This window comes from Mucilaginibacter xinganensis, from assembly GCF_002257585.1.
GTDB lineage: Bacteria > Bacteroidota > Bacteroidia > Sphingobacteriales > Sphingobacteriaceae > Mucilaginibacter > Mucilaginibacter xinganensis.
Genome location: NZ_CP022743.1, coordinates 2,164,201 through 2,184,566 on the forward strand (window position 1 = coordinate 2,164,201; position 20,366 = coordinate 2,184,566).

Genomic DNA, 20,366 nt, shown 5'->3' on the forward strand with positions numbered 1-20,366 from the left:
TGGTAATTTTTACACTTGTAACTTGCTTTTCTGCATTTTTTACCCCTCCACTTAACGTAAAACTACGCGGCTAAACCCGTATAAATACTATTGTAGATCAATTGATTGTGTTATAATTTTATTCCAGATATTAACAACTGTATAAACCAATATCAAAAACTCAAACCTGTAATGTCACTTTATCATTTTTAATTATAAATTATCTTTTGTTTATTAATTAAATATTATAATATTGTATCAGATATGAGTTTGTTGTTTTCATAACAAGTTATAAGTTTAGTATTTCTAAATAAATAGACACTTATATGATCCGCACTGCACTCGAATTCTTAAAGAAAGAACTTGAAACCTACATGGTTGACCGGGAGCAGGATCCCGCAAGTTATAGCGCCGGTAATGTGGTCGATTTAAAATCTATTGTGTTACCCAATGGCAATATCAACATTACGGAAAGCACCCACGTTACGGTAATGCTGGTAAATATTGAGGAGGAGCGGCGCGAAGGCAAGCAGCCGTATTATATCCCTACTGACGATAAGAAGTTTTTAAAGCTGAGTCCCCCGGTGGAGATTGACCTTTTCCTGTTGTTCGTAGCCAACAACGCTGATTACCCTACAGCTTTACGCGATCTTTCGGATGTAATTGAATTTTTTCAGTCGCACACTGTATTTGATAGTCAAAAGTATCCGTCGCTCAATGCATCGGTAACTGACCCGGTTAACAAGGTTTGGCAATTGATTGAAAGGCTGAGCATTAAACTGGTAAGCCTAACCTTTGAACAGCAGAATAATTTATGGGGAATGTTGAGCTCCAAATATATGCCCAGTGCTGTGTACCGTGTGAAAATGCTCACCGTTTTTGAAACCAAAAGCGATGAAAAAGTTGCTGCAATTAGTGAACTTAATTTTGTTGAAAACTGATGTTATGCCTACAGTAATAGTAAAATATTCGGAACTGGTGACCCTTTCGGTTATGCAATTATTTTATAGTAATAAAATATGCCGTAGCTATCAATCCACACCGGTATTAGATTTTACCATTGTGCCAACTGCAGAATGCCAGGCCTTTATGCAAGCTAAAAATATGGTATTTAGAAATACGGGAACTAATGGTGGATTTACCGTTTTAGCGGCCACGTCCGGCAAAACTATTACCGGTAACAACATCATCAGGAACAAGATAACAAAGGCCGATAAGCTAAGCTTTTTTATGGTGCTTCGAAATCCCGAATTGATCAATTTCGATCTTTTACCAACTACACTAAATAAAGGTAATATTTATTATTTCAGCAACCAGGTAAAGGACCTGGCAGCTGTCAGGAACAATCTCCATTTAACAAAAAATGTTGCGGGAGTTGACGGTAATGCTGACCAGTTAAAAAAAGCTACTGCTAACTATAAATATAATTTTGCCGGGGTTATAACGGCAGCTGATGCCAAAGTGAAACACCTGTTAACGGGTGCTACAGTTACCGCGAGTTCTGTAATTGTTCAAAACACACTGTCTGACATTACATTCAATCTTTCTGCACTTCCTTCGGGGTGCTGCCAGCTGCTGGTTAATAACGTGGTAACAGACACGTTTTATTTTTTAGGCACCATGGCTAACCAGCAAATTTTCGGCGTAGTTGAGTTGTCGCTCTCGTCAGCCCTGCCTGCAAATTACAGGATTATTGAGCCGGATCAGTCGCTGGTGACAGCGAGACCTAATTACGTGGTGTTATTTAAAAACCGCCAAACCTTTTGGCGCTATACTATCCAGCTGCAAACCAACAGCGCAATTTATTTAGAGATGTCAAAGTTAAGCCCGGTTCAGAAAACCGATTTTATAAAGCAACTGGGCATTAGCGCTAATGATACCAACGTGAAGTTTAAGCTGCTGTCGAATACTGATTTAAGCCTGGTGTTTGTGTCACTGGCTAATATAGCCTTGATGGAAAAGTATACCTCTACAACAAGCGCTGCTAAAGATCCGCTGATTATCACATTGAACAAGTATATCAATACTCCCGCAAAAAAAGCGGTAATAAAAACAAACCTGCCTTACCCGTCAACAGCAACAATTGATGCAGGCAGTCTTCCGGCTATTTATTCAGACGTATTCATAACACTTTAAAAACAATAAAAAATGGCAAATTACAGATCTCCGGGTGTATATGTAGAGGAAATATCTACCCTTCCACCTTCAATAGCAGAAGTTGAATCTGCTGTTCCTGCTTTTGTAGGCTATACAAGTATAGCTACTAACCTGGTTACAAACGACCTGGCAAACGTACCTACACCCATCAATAGCATGAGTGATTATGTACAGTTTTTTGGCGGTCCTGATGTTGAAGACCCGGCTAACATAACCATTGACATTGATGAAAAACAGTCGGGAGGTAAAACAACAGGGTATAGTGCTGTAATAACTCCTGATTTAACGCAAATGAGTACCCATATTTTGTATCACGCTGTAAAGCATTATTTTGCAAATGGAGGTACAAGATGCTATATTACATCGGTAGGTAAGTATGCCAATGCCATTGCGCTGGCAGATCTGGAAGCAGGTTTTGATGCAGTAGGCGCAATAGATGGGCCTACCATTTTGCTGTGTCCTGAGGCAATTCACCTGGGCGCCAGCTTTGCTTCGCTCAACCAGTACATGGCCGACCAGGCAGCTTCACTTACTGATCGTTTTGCTATTATTGATACGCTGGCACCAACTATTCCTAAAACAGCAGGTTCCATAACAACTGATGTGGCAACTGCAATAAACGGAGTGAACCCATCCGGTAAGGCACCATTCGCGCTTCAATATGCAGCGGTATATTATCCTTACCTGGAGACCATTTACAATTATGCCTTTAATTTTGACGCGCTTACCATAAGCACTTATAAAATAAATGGTGCCACCCCTGCGCCTGCCGATCCGAAAGCCGGAGCAACAATGTTATCGCTCAAAACTACGGCATCAAGTTTATACAATTTTATCCTTGCCAAATTCCAGCAGTTACACATCACCTTACCACCTTCTGCTGCTATTGCGGGTGTGTATTGTGGCGTTGATCAAAAGATAGGGGTATGGAAGGCACCTGCAAATATTTCGCTAAGCGATGTTGTAAAAGCAAATGTTACCGTTGCCCGGATTGACCAGGACTTGCTGAATGTAAATGACCAAACCGGTAAATCGGTAAATGCCATATTGAATTCGCCGGGTTTTGGTACGGTAGTAATGGGCGCCCGCACGCTGGACGGCAATGATAACGAGTGGAGGTACATTAACGTTCGCCGCTTTTTTATAACCGTTGAACAGTCTATTAAAAACTCAATGGGCATGTTTGTTTTTGAGCCAAATACTTCGGCAACCTGGGTAAAGGTGCAAGCTATGGTTGAAAATTACCTTTTCCTGAAATGGCGCGATGGTGCTTTAGCCGGTGCCAAACCTGAGCAGGCGTTTTTTGTAAACATCGGGCTGGGCAGCACAATGACCTCTGTTGATATATTAGAGGGAAGGCTTATTATCCAGATTGGTATGGCGGTGGCACGCCCGGCTGAATTTATCATTATGCAGTTTGAGCAGATGATGCAAACCTCTTAACAGTAAAGTAAGAATAGTATTTAAAATTATTGTAAAACATAAAAACTACAAAAATGGCAAATTATCCATTACCAGTCTTCCATTTCAGTGTTTCATTGGGCGGCGGTGCACCTATAGGTTTTTCAGAAGTAAGCGGACTTTCGCAGGAAGTTCAGGCCATTGAATACAGGGATGGCTTAATGACATATACCACCATGCCGCTGAAAAGACCGGGGCTAAGAAAATCAGGTAACATTACTTTGAAAAGGGGTATGACTACCGCAAACAACGATCTGTACGATTGGCTGAATAATAAAGGAAATCCCGGTGTTGATCGCAGAGACCTTACGATCACTTTGTTAAATGATGAAAACAACCCTGTTTTTGTTTGGAGCATAGCGCAGGCCTGGCCGGTTAAAATTGAGGGCCCCGGTTTAAAAGCAACCGGGAACGAAACAGCTATTGAATCAATTGAGCTTGTACACGAAGGGATAACATTAAAATCGGCTTAATAAATGGCAACCTACTATCCACCGGCAGGCTTTCACTTCAAAGTTGAATTTGTTGGGGTAAGCGGTGCTGACAGCGATACCGAACAACGCTTTCAGGAAGTTAGCGGCTTGTCTGTAGAGATTGAAACGGAAGAATTACGCGAGGGCGGGGAGAACAGGTTTGTTTATAAACTGCCCAAAAGGGCCAAATATCCAAATCTTGTTTTGAAAAGAGGATTGCTAAAAGGGACAGCCCTGCTTGCCTGGTTCAAATCGGCACAGAATACCTATTTCATGGTACCGATATACGATTTTAAACCTGCAGATATTATGATAACGTTGCTGGACGAAGCGGATCAGCCCTATGCCATCTGGAATGTAGTGCAGGCCTACCCGTTAAAGTGGTCAACGTCTGATTTTAAATCGACAGACAACTCAGTAGTAGTGGAAACCATAGAACTGGCTTATCAATATTTTGAACGAAAAATGTAAAGCTATGCCTGTACAGATCAATGAAATAATTATCAGGGCGGTTGTTGACCCGGCACCTGTGAACAGCGGCAGCAGCAGCCAGACGCCGCAGGGCGTCGGAAGCGATGAAAGTTATGAAGCTGTAGAAAAAGTATTGGAAATAATTAAAGAAAAACAGGAACGCTGATGGATACTCAAAGTGCGGCAATGTTGCCATTTAACCTTAAGATCTTACAAACAGATGTGAATGGGATCCCTATTCTTGGTGTACCATTCCTGGCTATGTTCAATCCCGAAAACATCGCTATTAGCGAGTCGGTAATATGGGAAGTAACAACGCCGCCGGGCCAAACCGGCACCGACCCAAGGCACGTAGGGATTCAACCACGCACATTTACCATAGAGCTTACGCTTGATGGCACGGGTGTTAACACAAATGGCGTAAAGATCCCGGTTACAGCGCAGGTATTGCTTTTCAGGCTGGTAACAACCACCATTTCGGGCACCATTCACCGACCTAATTATTTATTGCTGCAATACGGTTTATTCATATGTAATTGTGTTTTAAACAGCTCAACAGTTACCTATACCATGTTTGATATGTTCGGCCTGCCCATCCGGGCCAAGATCAGCGCATCATTTACCGAGCGCACGCTTTCAACGTTCGGTAATATCATGAGCATGCTTTCTTCACCTGATCTTACCCATTCGGTACAGGTAATGGAAGGGGACTTGTTACCACTTTTAACAACCCGGATTTATAAGGATCAAAACTATTACTTACAAGTGGCGAAGGTTAACAAGCTCAAAAATTTTAGAAAGCTTAAAGCGGGCAGCACATTGATTTTTCCGCCAATTTCAAATAAATAGCAATTAAACAATTAAGCAATGTTAGATAGCTTACCACCGGGCACACCACCGCCAACCGACGTAGTTAGCCAAAAGGTTTTGATAAACGGAACCGTGCAGAGCAATGAAGTGTTGCTTTCGCGGATAACCGTAAACAAAACTTTCAACAAAGTGGCCTATGCTAAGATTGTGTTTTTGGATGGGTCAGCATCGGCTGCTGATTTTCCGCTGAGCGATAATGATAATTATAAACCCGGCAACGAGATTGAAATTCAATTGGGCTATCACGGGCAGGTGGAAACTGTTTTTAAAGGAATAATTGTTAAACACGCTATTAAAGCCAGGCAAAACGGCAGCTCATTGCTTTTGATTGAAGCCAAGGATAAAGCTATTAAGCTTACCGCTAACCGCAACAGCGCATATTATATTGAAAAAAAGGATAGTGATGTGATTACTACACTTGCAGGCAGCCTTGACAATGATATTGACGATACAACGGTAACCCATCCCCAACTGGTGCAGTTTGATACTACTGACTGGGATTTTATTGTAACCAGGGCGGAAGCGAATGGTATGCTGGTTTTAACTGATGACGGTAAGCTTGTTGTTAAGAAACCCGCTACCGGCGGCACAGCCGTTTTAACAGCAACTTACGGGCAGGGAATTTATGAATTTGAAGCTGAAATGGATGCCCGCAGGCAGATTGCCGGAGTTACCGGCATATCATGGGACTATACCCAACAGCAGATGGAACAGTCTGACCCTGGTGTTGCTTCTTTTTCCGATAACGGTAATATTTCAACGGCCGACCTGGGCGATGTTATTGGGGCTCAGGTAAAGTTAAACCATCCGGGGCATTTAACACAACCACAGTTACAGGCATGGGCCGACGCTTATGAATTGAGAAACCACCTTTCGAAAAATGTTGGCCGGGTACGAATTCAGGGTAACAGCGGTGTGAAGCCAGGCGCAATGATCACCCTTGCCGGTGTAGGCGACCGTTTTAACGGCGATGTATTTGTTAGCGGCACCCAGCATGTTTTTGATGGCAACTGGATAACTGACGTTCAGTTTGGCTGGAATGAAGAGCTGTTTTATAAAAAAGAAGGTGTAATGGATAAACCAACCGGTGGTTTATTGCCGGGCGTAAACGGTTTACTGATAGGCACAGTGTTGGATGTGGATGACGCCGATGCGGGCCAGTACCGGGTAAAGGTGCAGGTACCTACAATTACATCAGGAAACGAGGGCATGTGGGCCCGCGTAGCAACACTTGATGCCGGTGCAAACCGGGGTGTATATTTCAGGCCCCAGGCATCGGACGAGGTAGTGCTTGGTTTTTTAAACGATGATCCGCGGGAGCCTGTGATACTTGGATACCTGCACAGCAGCAGTTCCAAAGAATCGCCGTTACCGGTAGATTCAGGTGCTGAACAATATGGATTTGTTACAAAGGAAGGGGTGAAATTAATTTTTGACGATACCAACAAGCGCCTCACTTTATCGGTAACAACCGCTACGGGTGAAAAATCTGTGATTTTAAATGATGACTCGGGTGCCTTTGTGATGACGGATGAAAATCAAAACAGCATAAAAATGGACTCGAGCGGAATTACCATACAAGCAGGTATGGGCAATGTAATTATAAAAGGTCTGCAGGTAATGATCAATTAACAGGAAAATTAACAACATAAAAAATATCAAGCTATGCCACCAGCAGCACGCGCATCCGATAATCATGTATGCCCGATGGTGAACCCACCGCCGGCATCCACTCCGCACACTGGCGGCCCGATTTTGCCGCCTGGTGTGCCAACTGTTCTAATTGGTGGTATGCCGGCGGCAACGGTTGGCAATATGTGTACCTGTGCAGGTCCGCCTGACAGCATTGTAATGGGGTCGGCAACGGTGATGATAGGTGGTAGCCCGGCAGCGCGGATGGGCGATTCGACAGCACATGGGGGCAGCATTGTGGGAGGCTGCCCAACAGTTTTAATTGGAGGTTGATTTTAAAAATATTAGAACAATGGCTATAACAGACCAATCATTTTTAGGAACGGGGTGGAGTTTTCCACCAACTTTTCGCAGAGAATCATACACAGTTGATATGCTGGTAAATGAGCCGGATGTGCGCAGCAGCATTGAAATAATTTTATCAACCATAACCGGTGAACGGATTATGCTGCCAACTTTCGGCTGCAACCTGCAGCCTCATGTTTTTGATGTAATGAACACGCCAAATGTTGCCATGATCCAAAAAATAGTTAACGATGCGCTTGTTTTTAACGAACCCAGAATTATAGTTGAAAGTGTTACGGCCACACCTGACGAAAACCACGGAGTGTTGCAGATAAATATACAATACACCATTATAAGTACCAATACGCGCTATAATTATGTTTATCCATTCTACATTAATGAGGCAACAAATATTACAACGTGAAAGCGGTTTATTAAATCAACATAATTATTTACCAAAAGGCATTTAGCCAAACACCAAACATACGCTACAATGGAAAACTGTAATTGCCATAACGAAATAATCCTGAAAGGGTCGGGCCAGTTAGAGCGTTATCTGAAAGCCCTTGATCCGTCATACGTATCAATTGATGGCCGCAGTATGGAAGACCTGCTGGTATTTGCAGCAGGATATGCCGAGCAGATCAGGTTTTATGATATGCCCGACAGTACCGTTGACGACCCCAATAAAGCAAGCTGGTCTGAATTTTTTAAAAGAGATATGGCTGTAATAGCCGCCTCAATTGCTACTGTTGACCTTGACCGGATTAAAAAAGAATATGACGATACGAACAGTAAAATCCTTGCAAATCCTTCCAATGATTTATATGCATCGTTATTTAACCAGGTAGCGGCAATAGCTATAAAGATAGATCAGTGGTATTCTCAGTCAATTCCCGAAAATCCTTTATATACCGACATTAACCTGGCAATTAAGTCATCACTTAGCAGCGAACTGAAAAAGGCTATTGCTTATGAAGAAGGCTTTATTGTAGTTGATTCAAAAACAATACTAAACATTGACTATAGTAAAATTTTAAATCAGGATACCTGGGGATTAAATGATAAGATTGACCCGGAATTTGATATTTACGAAGGCATTACCCCGGAGGATAAAATACTGAATGCCGTTCCATATGTCGACGATGTTTTCCATGCGTTCCTGGGTGTTATCACTAACATTGTTGAACAATCAACAAGTTATATTGAATTTGCTTTAACGCAATACCCGGCCCATCAGCCTTATATGGCATTGTTTATTGCTTTTTTAAAACTTTTTAATGTTGCGCAACAGCAGATGAACGGATTAACCGGTAAAATGCTTGACTTTTACTATCGCGACGTGCTTCACCTGGCGGAGAAACCGTCGGTTCCTGATAAGGCATTTGTGGTTTTTGAATTGGCGAAAAACGTTGCTGAATATGATTTAGCGCAGGGTACAGCATTAAGCGCAGGCAAGGATGTGTCAGGTAAAGAACAGGTTTATAAAACCGAAAATGATTTTGTTGTTAACCAGGCCAGCGTAAAAGAACTAAAAAATATTTTTATACTTAAATCACCTGCTGATGCCGATGAAGCGCACAAAGAAATAGGCGTGATTTACGCTAATCCCGTAGCCAATTCAAAAGATGGGTATGGCGAGAAGTTTACAGTGCCCGAGCCAAAGTGGCCAACTTTTGGAAATAGCATTTTGAGCAGTCAGCGGGTTAAAAATATTTGCGAATTTATCAGCAAAAAGGAAACGGAGTTAAGCGCAAAAAATACGGCTGCAATAGGTTTCGCCGTAGCTTCACCCCAGTTAGTGCTACAGGGGGGTAACAGGCTGATAAAAATAGGGATAGCAGCACTTGCCAAGATCAACAGCGCAATTACTATAAAGGTAGCTTTAACCGGCGAAAAGGGTTGGTTAAATGTTGATGCCGTGATAGACAACCAGCAATGGCTTGATACATTAACAAAAGAGGGCTGGTTTGACACCAGTTTGGTAAACACTACGGGGTATATGTTTCTTGGCGGCGCCATATATGTGTACCTGCCTGTTTCAGAACAGGGAATAGTGCCATTTAATGCCAAATTGCATACCGGGCATAGCTATGATACAAAGTATCCGGTAGCGCAGGTTCTTATTGGGCCGCAGATAGAACTGCCGGCCAGTATTTACAAACGGTTAAGGGTTAGTAACCTTTCAATAGCGGTACAGGTAGGGTCAATTAATTTGCTTAATACGCCCGCAACTCCCAAAGGCGACATCCTTGTTCAACATTTTGACGGATTAAAAAAGCTGGTTATTCAAAACGACGTAGCCGCAATGACTCCCGGAAAAGCGTTTGATCCTTTTACGGCAACGCCATCACCCGGAACATCATTTTACATTGGCAGTGATGAGGTATTTAATAAGCCCCTTGGCAAGCTTGCGTTGAATATTTCAAAAACACAGGATGATATATCATTTGGACAGGATGGGAGTTATATCCCGGCTGAGTATAATGTTAGTGTGTTACATAGCAACGACTGGATGCATCTGGTAGATTACAACGGTGATCAGTTCTCGCCTGCAAGCCTTACATTTAATATTTTAAACCAATACCTGTCGGAAGCTGGTCAGGGTGAGATCAAAACAAAGGCAAGGGCATTTCCCAGTGAAATCAGTATTGGCAGAACACCAATAGAATATTTCCCCAAATATGACATCGATGCCGACAAGGGCTTTTTAAGAGTAGATAATATTTATGGCGTTAATGGAGATGGCAATTCCGGCTATTACAATGATATTCAGTCGCGTTTAAATCTCGCGCCTCAATTGCAGATTAAAAGCCTCTCGGTTAGTTATATTTCAAATTTAACGGAACTTGACCCCACAATAGATCAATTTTTCCACGTTTACCCGTTTGGAACCGTTGAAACTTACATCGACTTAAGTGCTGAATTTCAACGGAAAAATCAATTGATTGGGCTGGGCAGGCTATCCCTAAAAAAGATTTCGGAAAACCCTTTAGTGGTTGATGCCAACGATGCACTGTTACCGCAGTTTACCTATTTGAATCCGGACCTAAAGTATAAAACTGCACTTTTAAACCAGGTGGCTGATAACTCAATCTATTTAGATCCCGATAAGAAATTTCCGCACCTGTCTGGCGACAGAAGATTAAACCAGTTGATATTGGAGTCGAGCGGTTTGAATGAAGAAATTAACGGAGGGAATAATCAATACTCAGCTGATTTTCAGGAAGAAGGGCAGTTGTTTATCGGTTTGCAAAATTTGCAGCCGCTGCAAACGCTTTCACTACTTTTTCAGTTTGCCGATGGCAGCGCAATTGACGAGGATAATGACCCGCCGCTGATTAACTGGTCGTACCTGGTATATAACGAATGGAGGCCTTTGAAAGCTGAAAACTTAATATCAGACAGTACTTATGGTTTCCAGACAACCGGGATTGTTAAGCTTGACGTACCCGGCGACATAAATAGCAGGCATACTATTATTACCGATGGCCTGTATTGGTTTAGCGCCAGCGTTTGTAAAGATTCCAGGTGTATTCCGCAGTTAATTGACGTGGTAGCACAGGCTACAGAAGTTCAATTTTTTGACCAGAACAACAGCCAGCTTCATTTTGATAATGCGCTTGCAGCCGGCACCATAAATAAACTATCAGTAGCGGTAGCACAGGTAAGCAAAGTAACCCAGCCATTTGCGTCTTTTGATGGAAAACATAAAGAAGTGGGAAAGGAATACTACACCCGGGTTAGCGAAAGGTTGCGCCATAAAAGGAGGGCGGTAACCAGTTGGGACTATGAACACCTGGTGCTGGACCGTTTTCCAAATGTTTTTAAGGTGAAATGTATTCCCACTACCGATCCGGGTTGTATTTGCCGCAAACCGGTAACACACCGGGAGCACCTGGGGAAGATTAAATGTTGCGGCCCCGTATCTGTTACAGGCCATGTACTGATAGTGCCGGTTCCAAATCTTAAAAACAATAATGCGGTAAATCCATTGCAGCCTAAAACGGGCAGGTTAACGCTGATAGAGATCAGCGACTATTTAAGTAAAGTTACTTCGCCATTTGTTAAAGTACATGCCCGCAACCCGGTTTACGAGCAGGTGATCGTATTCTTTAGGGTGAAGTTTCTTAGCGGGGTGGATAAAGGGTATTACCTGAAAAAATTGAATGATGAAATTGTTCAATACCTTACTCCATGGGCTTTTGATGAAACCATTGAGGCAGAATTTGGTCAAAAAATATATGCATCAGCAGTGATTAATTTTATTGAACAAAGGCCCTATGTTGATTTCATAACAGATTTTTTAATGGGGGTATGCCGCGATGAATGCTGCCCGCCAAAACAGCACAATGCAGTAAAAATAACTGAAAAGGGTTTTATTGCCGAAGTGGATAAAGTGTCGGGGTGCAGCGACATCGAAGTGTTTTTGAAAGATCAGGGCTATTTTATAGGAGACGTAATCGCAAAGCCATCGTCGCAAATGTCCTTACTGGTGTCTGCGCCAAAACATATCATATTACTGTATGATGAGCCGGTGGTGCTTACCCCCTGTGAAAAAAGACTGCTAATAAAGAAACCGAAAATACCCGTAGATACATTACCGCCCGTTGCCACCTATCCCGGAGGGGAAAAATCAACATTGCCTTCACCTGCGGTTGGGCAGGTAACCACGAAGGGTAATGCCGGTAATATAAAGGTGATACCAAATTTGGCTGATACCACCATAGGTACAGGTACTTTTGAAGATAAAGTGATTACCGCACAAGCGCCCGTTACAGCTGATACCTCCAACGCCAAAACTGCTATTAAGAAAGATAAAGAAGATAGCGTTAATGTTGCCGGTAAATCAACAGAACAAGTGCCGGCTACAGCTACTGCATCTTCCAAAGATGAAATTGTAACCGCCGAAAAAGCTGCCGGTAAGGCAACGCCCATAGTTGCGAAAGAAACTACTGCGGCTGAAACACCCGCTGCTGAAAAAGTTACAGCGTCTGCAACTGCTAAGCCTTCGGAAATGAAAAATATTGAGGAGAAAATTGAAGGGGCAATTGACGACGTTGATAAAATTTTAAAAGATGAGGCTGCGTTAATTACAACCAAGGGTAAAGCTACTGTTAAAAAGGCGGAGGATTTCTTAAAAAATGTAGTTAAGGGTACTCCCAAAGATTCAAATCAAAACAGCGATAAACCCGGAAACAGTGGCAAAGATCAGGCCGGTACCGGGAAAAAGGACAGTTAATACTTATTGTACAAGCCCTTGCCGGTTGTAACCAAGGCGGGGAATTATAAAATTATCAAAGGCATTCTACAAAAATTACTGCTATGTTAAATTCGGTTTCATTAATAAAAAGCAACCCGCTTCTGCCGGCAGAAGATTATGTTTCACTTCGCTCAGAGGGAATAAAACTGATTGAAAAATTAGGTAGTGACAATTGGACGAATTATAATGTTTCGGATCCGGGGATAACTATTTTAGAGGCGGTTTGTTATGCTATAACCGATCTGTCATACAGGACCGATTTTGATATAAAAGATCTGCTGGCTCCGCAGCAGCTCACCAATGATACATGGAACCAGGTGTTTTATACTGCCAGGCACATCTTGCATAATAGCGCACTTAATATTAATGATTACCGCAAATTAATTATTGATGTTGTGGGGGTACGAAACGCCTGGCTTACGCCAAGCAAAGACTATGAGGTGCCTATTTGGATTGATTACAATCATTTTGAAAAAAGAGAAGATTATGATTGCGACTGTGACGATAAGGAAGAAAAGATCTGTTATGGAAAACTGGGTGTTAACCAGGTTAACTTAACAGATGCAAAAAGGGAGCGGCTGGATAAGCTTAACCAGCTAACAGCCTCTATAGCCGTGCTGGCATCAAAAATTAAGGCAAAGAGAGATGAACTCTCAAATTTGCCCGCAGATTCAGATGTGGCTGTTAAGGAAAAGTTAACGGCAGATATAGCTGCCCTGGAACAGCAAAACACCGAACTGAAACAGGAACAGCGGGATGCTGCAAACGATACATTTATTGCACCCGAAATTGTTGAGATTGAAGGATTATACAATGTAATGATTGAATATGAGGAAGATATTATAGACGGAGGCAAACGGGAAGAGATAAGGCAGGTAGTAATTGACCGGCTGGCTGCCAACCGTAATTTATGCGAAGATTTTTTGAGTATAGATGCCGTTGAATATCTTGATTTTGGGATTGGTGCGTCAATTGTACTGGAAGAATATGCTGATCCGGACCTTGTTTTAGCGCAAATATTTTTCACCATCTACAAGTATTTTACCCCATCAGTGCCTTTTTATACCATTGACCAAATGCTGGCCAAAAATTATCAGGTTGACGAAATATTTGAAGGCCCGGCTTTAAAACATGGATTTATTGACGATACTGACCTTGAGCGCACCAGCTTGTTCCGTGATATCATGCTGTCTGATATAATTGCTGAAATTTCTGACATTAACGGCGTTAAGGCTATCACCTATCTTCATTTGCCTTTTAATGGTGTAGCCGGCAAATCAGCAGCAACAAATTATTTTTACGAATGGGTAAAACGGCTTAAAAACGAACGCAAAATTGCGAGGATCCAGCCAGCTATGTCGCAAATTATGTTTTGCAAAGAGCGTGAGTTTATAACCTATTATACCGGTAGTACAAAAGACAGGTTACCCGCCAAAATGCTGAAGGCATTTAAAGACATGAAAACCGCTGAACGCAAATACAAACTGGTTGGCGCTGAACTTGATTTCCCGGTGCCAAACGGCGATTATATGGAGTTGCAGGATTATTACCCGGTTACTTACTCCTTACCGAATACCTATGGTATAAGTGATCGTGCTGGCCTGCCGGCCAACGCAGATGATGCCCGTAAAACCCAGGCGCATCAGCTAAGCGGCTATCTGCTGTTTTTTGAGCAGATTTTGGCCGACTACCTGGTTCAGCTTGACCATTTGCGTGACCTTTTTACCTTCGATGATTCTGTAAAGCATACTTACTTTACCCGTGCACTTACAGAGATTGAGAACTTAAACGAACTATTGATTGATAAGGGTAACCATGGCAGCAACCACTTTGATTTAATTTTAAGTGATTTTGTAAAGGTTGTACAAAACCTGGTTGAAACGCCCCGATTATTTAATGACAGGCGCAATATTTTTTTAGATCACATGCTTGCCAGGTTTAGCGAAGATCTTTCAGAATATCAATCACTGATGGGGTGGCTTGAGCCGGATAACGTGGCTCAACGGCTGATACACGATAAGATAAATATACTTAAAGATAATGAGTACCGGTTTATAGGGAGTGAAAGGGGCAGGGCTTATAATTATGCGCGTACTAAAACCTGGAAAACAGCTAATGTTTCCGGTGCAGAACGGAGAATAAGCAGGCTGCTTGGCTTTAATGATATAACAAGAAGGTCACTGGTGCCCGATTACCTGGTGAGCGGGCCACTAATGGTTCAGGATGACCCCGCCAAGCCACCTGTACAAAAAGTTACAAAAACAGGTGTGCCGCTTAATGTTATTAAAATACTTGACCCTTCCGACAAAACAAAAGTGATTTTTACCAGCGTTGAGGTTATGCAGGGATGTTGCACCGAAGCATTGATGGAGGATATACTGGAACACGCCGACAACCGCATTTATTTTAAGTTTAGCGATGAGCTTAAAACACGCAGCAGGAGAGCAGCCGGGTTAGTGGGCAAGTTTTGGTTTGATTTGTATGACGCTAATGATGCCGCTACGGCAGTTTTGCTGGGCAGCAGCGACCAATTTGGAAAAAAGGAAGATCGCGATGCCGCGTTTGAAAGGTTGCAGCATACAATGAGCCTGATCAATAAAAATGAAGGCTTGCACCTGGTTGAGCATATCTTGCTGCGACCAAAACTGGATGAGGTATTAGACGAAAATAATGTGGACGAGCCGGTGAGCTTTTTAAATATTTGCCTGGATAGCTGTGATTTAAAGTCGGTACAGGATGAGTATATTGAAGAGCCGCCTTACCGCAAAAAAATATCAAGAATGCCTGCCGAAAAGTGCTATGACAAGATGCCATGGGTGCTTCAGTATATCAGGCGCACACCTGGTACGGAGATCTACGAAAAATCTGTTCTTTTTCAGAAAGTGACGCCGGGCGATCCAAACCCGGTATTGCTGAAATTCAGAAAATATGAAGACATGGTTCAAAGAATCAGCGATCTCTGTGAGTTTGGGTCAGAGCGTGGCAACTATGAGATTATTTCAGAAACTGAAAATCAAACAAAATATGGCTTTATAATTCACGGTGAAAATGGAGCGGTGCTGGCGCAGAGTATCTATATTTTTAATAAAAATAGTGACAGCGCGGTAGCAGCAACCGATCCGTTTGATATTGAAAAGGAAATAAATACCCTTATGCAATATTTTGGATATGAACTTGACCTGTATTGTAAAAGCATCCCTTGTGACGCAAACGCCGATCCATATTCTTTTAAAACTACAATAGTACTGCCGTGCTGGCCGAAACGGCTCCGCAATCTATCGTTCAGAAGATTGGTTGAGAAAACCATTTTAGCTGAATCACCGGCGCATATTCAAACAAAGGTAATGTGGATAGGTATTGAAGAAATGCAAAGATTTGAGAAAGCGTATAATAACTGGTTGCTTGAAATGGCGCAAACTGAAGTGCCTGATTATGAAGTGGTAAACCCGCTGGTTGATGTTATTAACACTTTAAGGCCTTGCGGAGTATGTGACGATGATTGTAACCATGAAGCAGCGCCAACGGTAATTAAAAAGGATGTAAATGACACACGCAGTTAACAGGTTACGTTTTGAAATTAATTGCCCGGATGAAGAGATGTCTTTAAACTTACGCCAAAATTTTGCCCAGACCCTGCAGGCTGAGATAGCGGAGGTTATTGAAAAAGTCAGCTCGGAATATATAAGTGAGGACGAAGATTTAAAAATTGAGCGGCTTGAGCTTGACCTTGGAAATTTTAATAGGCAAACTTTTGCCGCAGATTTTAAAAAGATCCTGAGTATAAAATTTGAGCAGGAGTTAGCCAAAAATATTTCAAAAATCACGCCCGCCGGCCTGCAGGTTTCACGACAGCGTTCACAAACCGAAATTCTTTTACACTTCTTAATCAATGGTACATTACCGTGGTGGGTTAATGCGGACGATGTAAATATTGATGAAATATGCGCGGAGGTTTTAATTAAAGACGAAAAATTGTTCAGGAATTTTCTTTTTCAAAACAGGTTAACGGAAAAGGTATGGCAGCGGGTATTATGGCAGCTTAACAGCCAATCGAAAAAACTAGTTGTCAACTTGTCAACCGGGCTCAAAATCATTCAGGAAATGTTCGCTGGCTGGATTGATACCCTTATTGATGGCATTAATGAGCAAAAGGCTGCAAATCCACAGGGGCCGTTTGCAAATATTAGTGATATTCAGGTACTTCATGATGAGTTGCTGATTAATGATACACTGATAGAAAATGCAGCTTCAATACTTCAAAATATGGAAGATGCCGATATTTTGCCGGGGATCTTTAAAACTTATATCAATGGTGTTTTTAAAGGTGATTTAGCGGCTGGCGGACTGGCTGCTGTAGAGTTTATGAAGATTATTACCAATGCAGGTGTAGAACCGCCGCAAAAAAATAGTGTATCGAAATTGAATGAGGTTGTGGATGATGATTCTGTTACTTCCGGATATGATGCTGAAGACCCTGTTAAAAAATATTCCGTAAAATATGCCGGAATTGTTTTACTGGCCCCTTTCTTAAAAGCATTTTTTGATGAGCTGAACCTGCTGGAGGATGGCACCTGGAAAAATATGGACTGCACATTTAAAGGGGTGCATTTATTGAAGTTTTTGAGCAATGGGCATCAGCAGGTACCGGAATATTCGCTGGTGTTTGAAAAGATATTATGTGGGTTGCCTGTTGATTTTCCTGTGCCACTTAACGTTTTGCTGGATGACAGGGAAACCGGGGAAGCAGAATCCCTTTTAAAAGCGGTGATACAACACTGGAGCGCACTCAAAAATACCTCAATCGACGGGTTGCGCGAGACTTTTTTAAAACGCGACGGGCTGCTGACACAAAAGGATACCGGCTGGCGCGTACAGATTGAAAGGAAAACCCTTGATGTATTGCTTGATGGTATTCCCTGGGGCTTTTCTACACTTAGTTTAACGTGGAATAATTACCTGGTATCAGTTGAATGGTAAATGGTTATGAAAAAGTCAGGAAAGGATATAGAACAAATAAGCCCGGTGGTACCCGCCCGTAATGTTACCGGTTTAAATGCCGAAACACTAACCCGCGAGGTTACCTGGTTTGTAAATGTGGTTAATAAGAAACTCATGGATTTTTTCCCTGCGGAGAAATTGCATTTGAACAATGATGCTGAAAGACCGGAAATTGTTAGTTCCTCAGGTGGTACAACAAAATTTGCTGATGTGGCCATGCCGGACCTTAGTAACGATCATTCTGTTTATTCAGACTTTGTTAGCTACTATAAATTAAACGCTGATGAACGCCTGCTTTTGGTATTGGCGCTCATTCCTTACATCCAGCCACATTTACTGGATGCTTTTTTTTCTGTCAACAAATCCATGGGGAGGGGCTATACCGAGTTTGGCGGCGTTAAAGGAAGCCGCCACAGCGGTTTTATACCCACTATTGAAACTGCACTTTTTTTACTGGGTGGTAATGACCTAAGCTACCGGTTTAAATTGTATAGCCTGTTTGAACCTGACCATATTTTCTTTGCGCATAATATTCTTCAGCTTGACCAGGGCGGGGCGACGGAACCGTTTTATTGCAGTATAATAAATGTTACTGATGAATACGTTGATTTTTTCACTACCGGGAATTTGCGTAAACCTCAGTTCAGTCCTGATTTTCCTGCAAAAAGGCTAACCACAGGAATGGAATGGAGTGATTTGGTGGTAGACGATTACACGATGCAGCAATTGGATGAGATTCGTATCTGGCTGCAACATGGTGAAACACTGCAAACAGATTGGGGGATGAACAAAAAAATTAAACCTGGCTTTAAAGCATTGTTCCATGGCTCACCGGGTACCGGGAAAACACTTACCGCAATACTTTTGGGTAAACTTTTTAATTTGGATGTGTACCGGATTGATCTTTCAATGGTGGTATCAAAATACATAGGCGAAACAGAAAAAAACCTGGAGAAGGTTTTTAAAAAAGCAGAAAATAAAAGATGGATCTTGTTTTTTGATGAAGCTGACGCGCTTTTTAGTAAACGCACAAGCATTTCTGATTCAAATGATAAGTATGCTAACCAGGAAATAGCGTACCTGCTGCAGCGACTGGAGGATTATCCCGGATTGGTGATACTCGCCAGCAATATGCGGAATAACGTTGATGAGGCCTTTACACGCCGCTTAAACTCAATAGTGCATTTTCAAAAACCCCAGAGCCGCGAACGGTTAAGGATCTGGAATGCCGGTTTTAGCCCGGAGTGTACTCCGCCGGATAGTGAGCAAATGCAACAAATTGCACATCAGCATGAACTTTCGGGCGGGTCCATTATGAATGTTATTCAATACGCATCGCTAATGGCTTTAAATAGGAATGATAAAAAAATTATGGTTGAAGATATTATCCTGGGGATAAAAAAGGAATTTAAAAAAGAAGGAAAAACGATGTAAGGGATTTGTGCGGGCATGTGACGAAAAAAATTAACAGGGTATGAAAAGGCATCAGCGTAAACCGGGAACTGAAAATTCAGCAATAACGTCTGCGGGTTCTGCAGCAACGCAGCGTAAGGCCGGAGTCAATAATATTATGCAGATGCCAACTACGCCGTTGATCCGGCGTGAAGCTGCTCCATCTCCGGGTGATGTAGTCTCAGGCAAAATAGAAACAACCAGGGGGAGCGGCAGCTCAATGGCTGATGGCACAAAAAGCTTTATGGAAAATCGCTTTGGTACCGATTTTTCAGCCGTTAAGATTCATACTGGCGATTATGCCGCACAAATTTCCAATGACTTAAACGCCAGGGCGTTTACAATAGGTAACGATATTTATTTCAACTCCGGGAAATATGCTCCCGGCACAAGCGATGGTAAGCGTTTGCTGGCTCATGAGTTAACTCATGTAGCGCAGCAGCGTAGCACAGGAGGCCAAATTGTACAAAGGGCACCACTAGCCGGCACCCAATCATCAACAGCAAGCTACAATCTAGACGGCTGGAGTAACAAGCAGGTGAAAGCCGGCGGAACTTCTCCGTTCCCTAATGCAAAGGTATCGTACGATGAGAGTTCCTCCGAATTTAGGGTAACCTTTTCAATGGCGTGGATCTTTCCGCATGGCTGGAACGATTCAAAACGTGATGGTTACGTAAGCGATTTTGAAACTGCTGTAAGAGATATTTGGGAAGACCGGTTTCTGTTAAAAGAACAGGGCGGAAAGAAACGAACCACACATGTTAAAATTGATTTTGATAAGACGGTGGTGCACCAGATGAAGGATGCAAATGAAGAAGCGGCAGCCCTGAATAACAGTTTAATAAGCAAGCCCGCCTGGACCATGGATGCCAGGATAGTTAACATCAGGGATAATGTAAGTTTCCGTACTGTGCAGCTGGATGAAAATGCCAATAAAAATCATAGTGCCAAAGGTTCGGCTATCCGGGCGGGCACCGGTTTTTCTGTGAATGATGGAAATGATAACCAAACATTTACCCAAAACACATCTGCTCATGAATTTGGCCACATGATAGGACTGGGGGATGAATACTTAAATGACAGCGGGACATCAGCAAGCCAGATAGACCCCGCAAGGGCACATATTAATAACAGGATAATGAATGTCGGCAATACAGTTACGGCAGATGTATATGCACCTTTTGCTGATTGGCTGTCGGCACTTACAACAGCAACCTGGATTGTTGGAAGTAAAGTTCGCTGATGTAAAACGAAATAATACAATT

Annotated in this window: 15 protein-coding genes; all 15 read left to right on the plus strand. The window is 42.4% G+C overall.

What is annotated here, in order from left to right:
- The first annotated feature begins 305 nt into the window (after positions 1-305).
- Positions 306-920 carry a DUF4255 domain-containing protein gene (locus MuYL_RS09385; RefSeq protein WP_094570314.1) on the plus strand — a complete coding sequence of 205 codons (615 nt, stop codon included), beginning with the start codon at positions 306-308 and terminating at the stop codon, positions 918-920.
- 4 nt (positions 921-924) lie between these two features.
- Complete coding sequence (locus MuYL_RS09390) at positions 925-2,115, plus strand: hypothetical protein (RefSeq protein ID WP_157740721.1); 1,191 nt, start codon at positions 925-927, stop codon at positions 2,113-2,115.
- Between the two features lie 12 nt (positions 2,116-2,127).
- Positions 2,128-3,579 (plus strand): phage tail sheath family protein, encoded by a 1,452-nt coding sequence (locus MuYL_RS09395; RefSeq protein WP_094570316.1) that lies wholly within the window; start codon positions 2,128-2,130, stop codon positions 3,577-3,579.
- A 53-nt stretch (positions 3,580-3,632) separates the two neighbouring features.
- Complete coding sequence (locus MuYL_RS09400; protein ID WP_094570317.1) at positions 3,633-4,070, plus strand: phage tail protein; 438 nt, start codon at positions 3,633-3,635, stop codon at positions 4,068-4,070.
- A gap of 3 nt (positions 4,071-4,073) precedes the next feature.
- Positions 4,074-4,541, plus strand: a complete 468-nt coding sequence (locus tag MuYL_RS09405) for a phage tail protein (protein ID WP_094570318.1) — start codon at positions 4,074-4,076, stop codon at positions 4,539-4,541.
- A 4-nt stretch (positions 4,542-4,545) separates the two neighbouring features.
- Positions 4,546-4,707 carry a DUF5908 family protein gene (locus MuYL_RS23145; RefSeq protein ID WP_157740723.1) on the plus strand — a complete coding sequence of 54 codons (162 nt, stop codon included), beginning with the start codon at positions 4,546-4,548 and terminating at the stop codon, positions 4,705-4,707.
- The gene (locus MuYL_RS09410; RefSeq protein ID WP_094570319.1) at positions 4,707-5,390 is read left to right on the plus strand and encodes a CIS tube protein; all 684 of its coding nucleotides are present in this window, start codon (positions 4,707-4,709) and stop codon (positions 5,388-5,390) included. The genes MuYL_RS23145 and MuYL_RS09410 overlap by 1 nt, the downstream gene beginning before the upstream one ends.
- Before the next feature lie 18 nt (positions 5,391-5,408).
- Positions 5,409-7,043, plus strand: coding sequence for a type VI secretion system tip protein VgrG (gene vgrG, locus MuYL_RS09415; RefSeq protein ID WP_094570320.1), 1,635 nt, complete (start codon positions 5,409-5,411; stop codon positions 7,041-7,043).
- Positions 7,044-7,076: 33 nt separating this feature from the next.
- Entirely contained in the window at positions 7,077-7,376 is a 300-nt protein-coding gene (locus tag MuYL_RS09420; protein ID WP_094570321.1) for a PAAR domain-containing protein, read from the plus strand.
- A 19-nt stretch (positions 7,377-7,395) separates the two neighbouring features.
- Entirely contained in the window at positions 7,396-7,812 is a 417-nt protein-coding gene (locus tag MuYL_RS09425; protein ID WP_094570322.1) for a GPW/gp25 family protein, read from the plus strand.
- A gap of 69 nt (positions 7,813-7,881) precedes the next feature.
- Positions 7,882-12,630 carry a hypothetical protein gene (locus MuYL_RS09430; RefSeq protein WP_094570323.1) on the plus strand — a complete coding sequence of 1,583 codons (4,749 nt, stop codon included), beginning with the start codon at positions 7,882-7,884 and terminating at the stop codon, positions 12,628-12,630.
- 83 nt (positions 12,631-12,713) lie between these two features.
- On the plus strand, positions 12,714-16,211 hold the full coding sequence (locus MuYL_RS09435; RefSeq protein ID WP_094570324.1) for a baseplate J/gp47 family protein: 3,498 nt from the start codon (positions 12,714-12,716) through the stop codon (positions 16,209-16,211).
- Positions 16,195-17,628, plus strand: a complete 1,434-nt coding sequence (locus MuYL_RS09440) for a contractile injection system tape measure protein (RefSeq protein WP_094570325.1) — start codon at positions 16,195-16,197, stop codon at positions 17,626-17,628. Before MuYL_RS09435 ends, MuYL_RS09440 begins: the two co-directional genes overlap by 17 nt.
- Positions 17,629-17,634: 6 nt before the next feature.
- On the plus strand, positions 17,635-19,083 hold the full coding sequence (locus MuYL_RS09445) for an ATP-binding protein (protein WP_094572901.1): 1,449 nt from the start codon (positions 17,635-17,637) through the stop codon (positions 19,081-19,083).
- A gap of 40 nt (positions 19,084-19,123) precedes the next feature.
- Complete coding sequence (locus MuYL_RS09450; RefSeq protein WP_094570326.1) at positions 19,124-20,344, plus strand: eCIS core domain-containing protein; 1,221 nt, start codon at positions 19,124-19,126, stop codon at positions 20,342-20,344.
- Positions 20,345-20,366: the final 22 nt, after the last annotated feature.

What these genes read in the sequence shown, in the direction of transcription:
- MuYL_RS09410 (WP_094570319.1), top strand. Translation starts at nt 4,707, where the DNA reads ATGGATACTCAAAGTGCGGCAATGTTGCCATTTAACCTTAAGATCTTA.
- MuYL_RS09430 (WP_094570323.1), top strand. Translation starts at nt 7,882, where the DNA reads ATGGAAAACTGTAATTGCCATAACGAAATAATCCTGAAAGGGTCGGGC.
- vgrG (WP_094570320.1), top strand. Translation starts at nt 5,409, where the DNA reads ATGTTAGATAGCTTACCACCGGGCACACCACCGCCAACCGACGTAGTT.
- MuYL_RS09445 (WP_094572901.1), top strand. Translation starts at nt 17,635, where the DNA reads ATGAAAAAGTCAGGAAAGGATATAGAACAAATAAGCCCGGTGGTACCC.
- MuYL_RS09435 (WP_094570324.1), top strand. Translation starts at nt 12,714, where the DNA reads ATGTTAAATTCGGTTTCATTAATAAAAAGCAACCCGCTTCTGCCGGCA.
- MuYL_RS09450 (WP_094570326.1), top strand. Translation starts at nt 19,124, where the DNA reads ATGAAAAGGCATCAGCGTAAACCGGGAACTGAAAATTCAGCAATAACG.
- MuYL_RS09405 (WP_094570318.1), top strand. Translation starts at nt 4,074, where the DNA reads ATGGCAACCTACTATCCACCGGCAGGCTTTCACTTCAAAGTTGAATTT.
- MuYL_RS09420 (WP_094570321.1), top strand. Translation starts at nt 7,077, where the DNA reads ATGCCACCAGCAGCACGCGCATCCGATAATCATGTATGCCCGATGGTG.
- MuYL_RS09400 (WP_094570317.1), top strand. Translation starts at nt 3,633, where the DNA reads ATGGCAAATTATCCATTACCAGTCTTCCATTTCAGTGTTTCATTGGGC.
- MuYL_RS23145 (WP_157740723.1), top strand. Translation starts at nt 4,546, where the DNA reads ATGCCTGTACAGATCAATGAAATAATTATCAGGGCGGTTGTTGACCCG.
- MuYL_RS09390 (WP_157740721.1), top strand. Translation starts at nt 925, where the DNA reads ATGCCTACAGTAATAGTAAAATATTCGGAACTGGTGACCCTTTCGGTT.
- MuYL_RS09385 (WP_094570314.1), top strand. Translation starts at nt 306, where the DNA reads ATGATCCGCACTGCACTCGAATTCTTAAAGAAAGAACTTGAAACCTAC.
- MuYL_RS09395 (WP_094570316.1), top strand. Translation starts at nt 2,128, where the DNA reads ATGGCAAATTACAGATCTCCGGGTGTATATGTAGAGGAAATATCTACC.
- MuYL_RS09425 (WP_094570322.1), top strand. Translation starts at nt 7,396, where the DNA reads ATGGCTATAACAGACCAATCATTTTTAGGAACGGGGTGGAGTTTTCCA.
- MuYL_RS09440 (WP_094570325.1), top strand. Translation starts at nt 16,195, where the DNA reads ATGACACACGCAGTTAACAGGTTACGTTTTGAAATTAATTGCCCGGAT.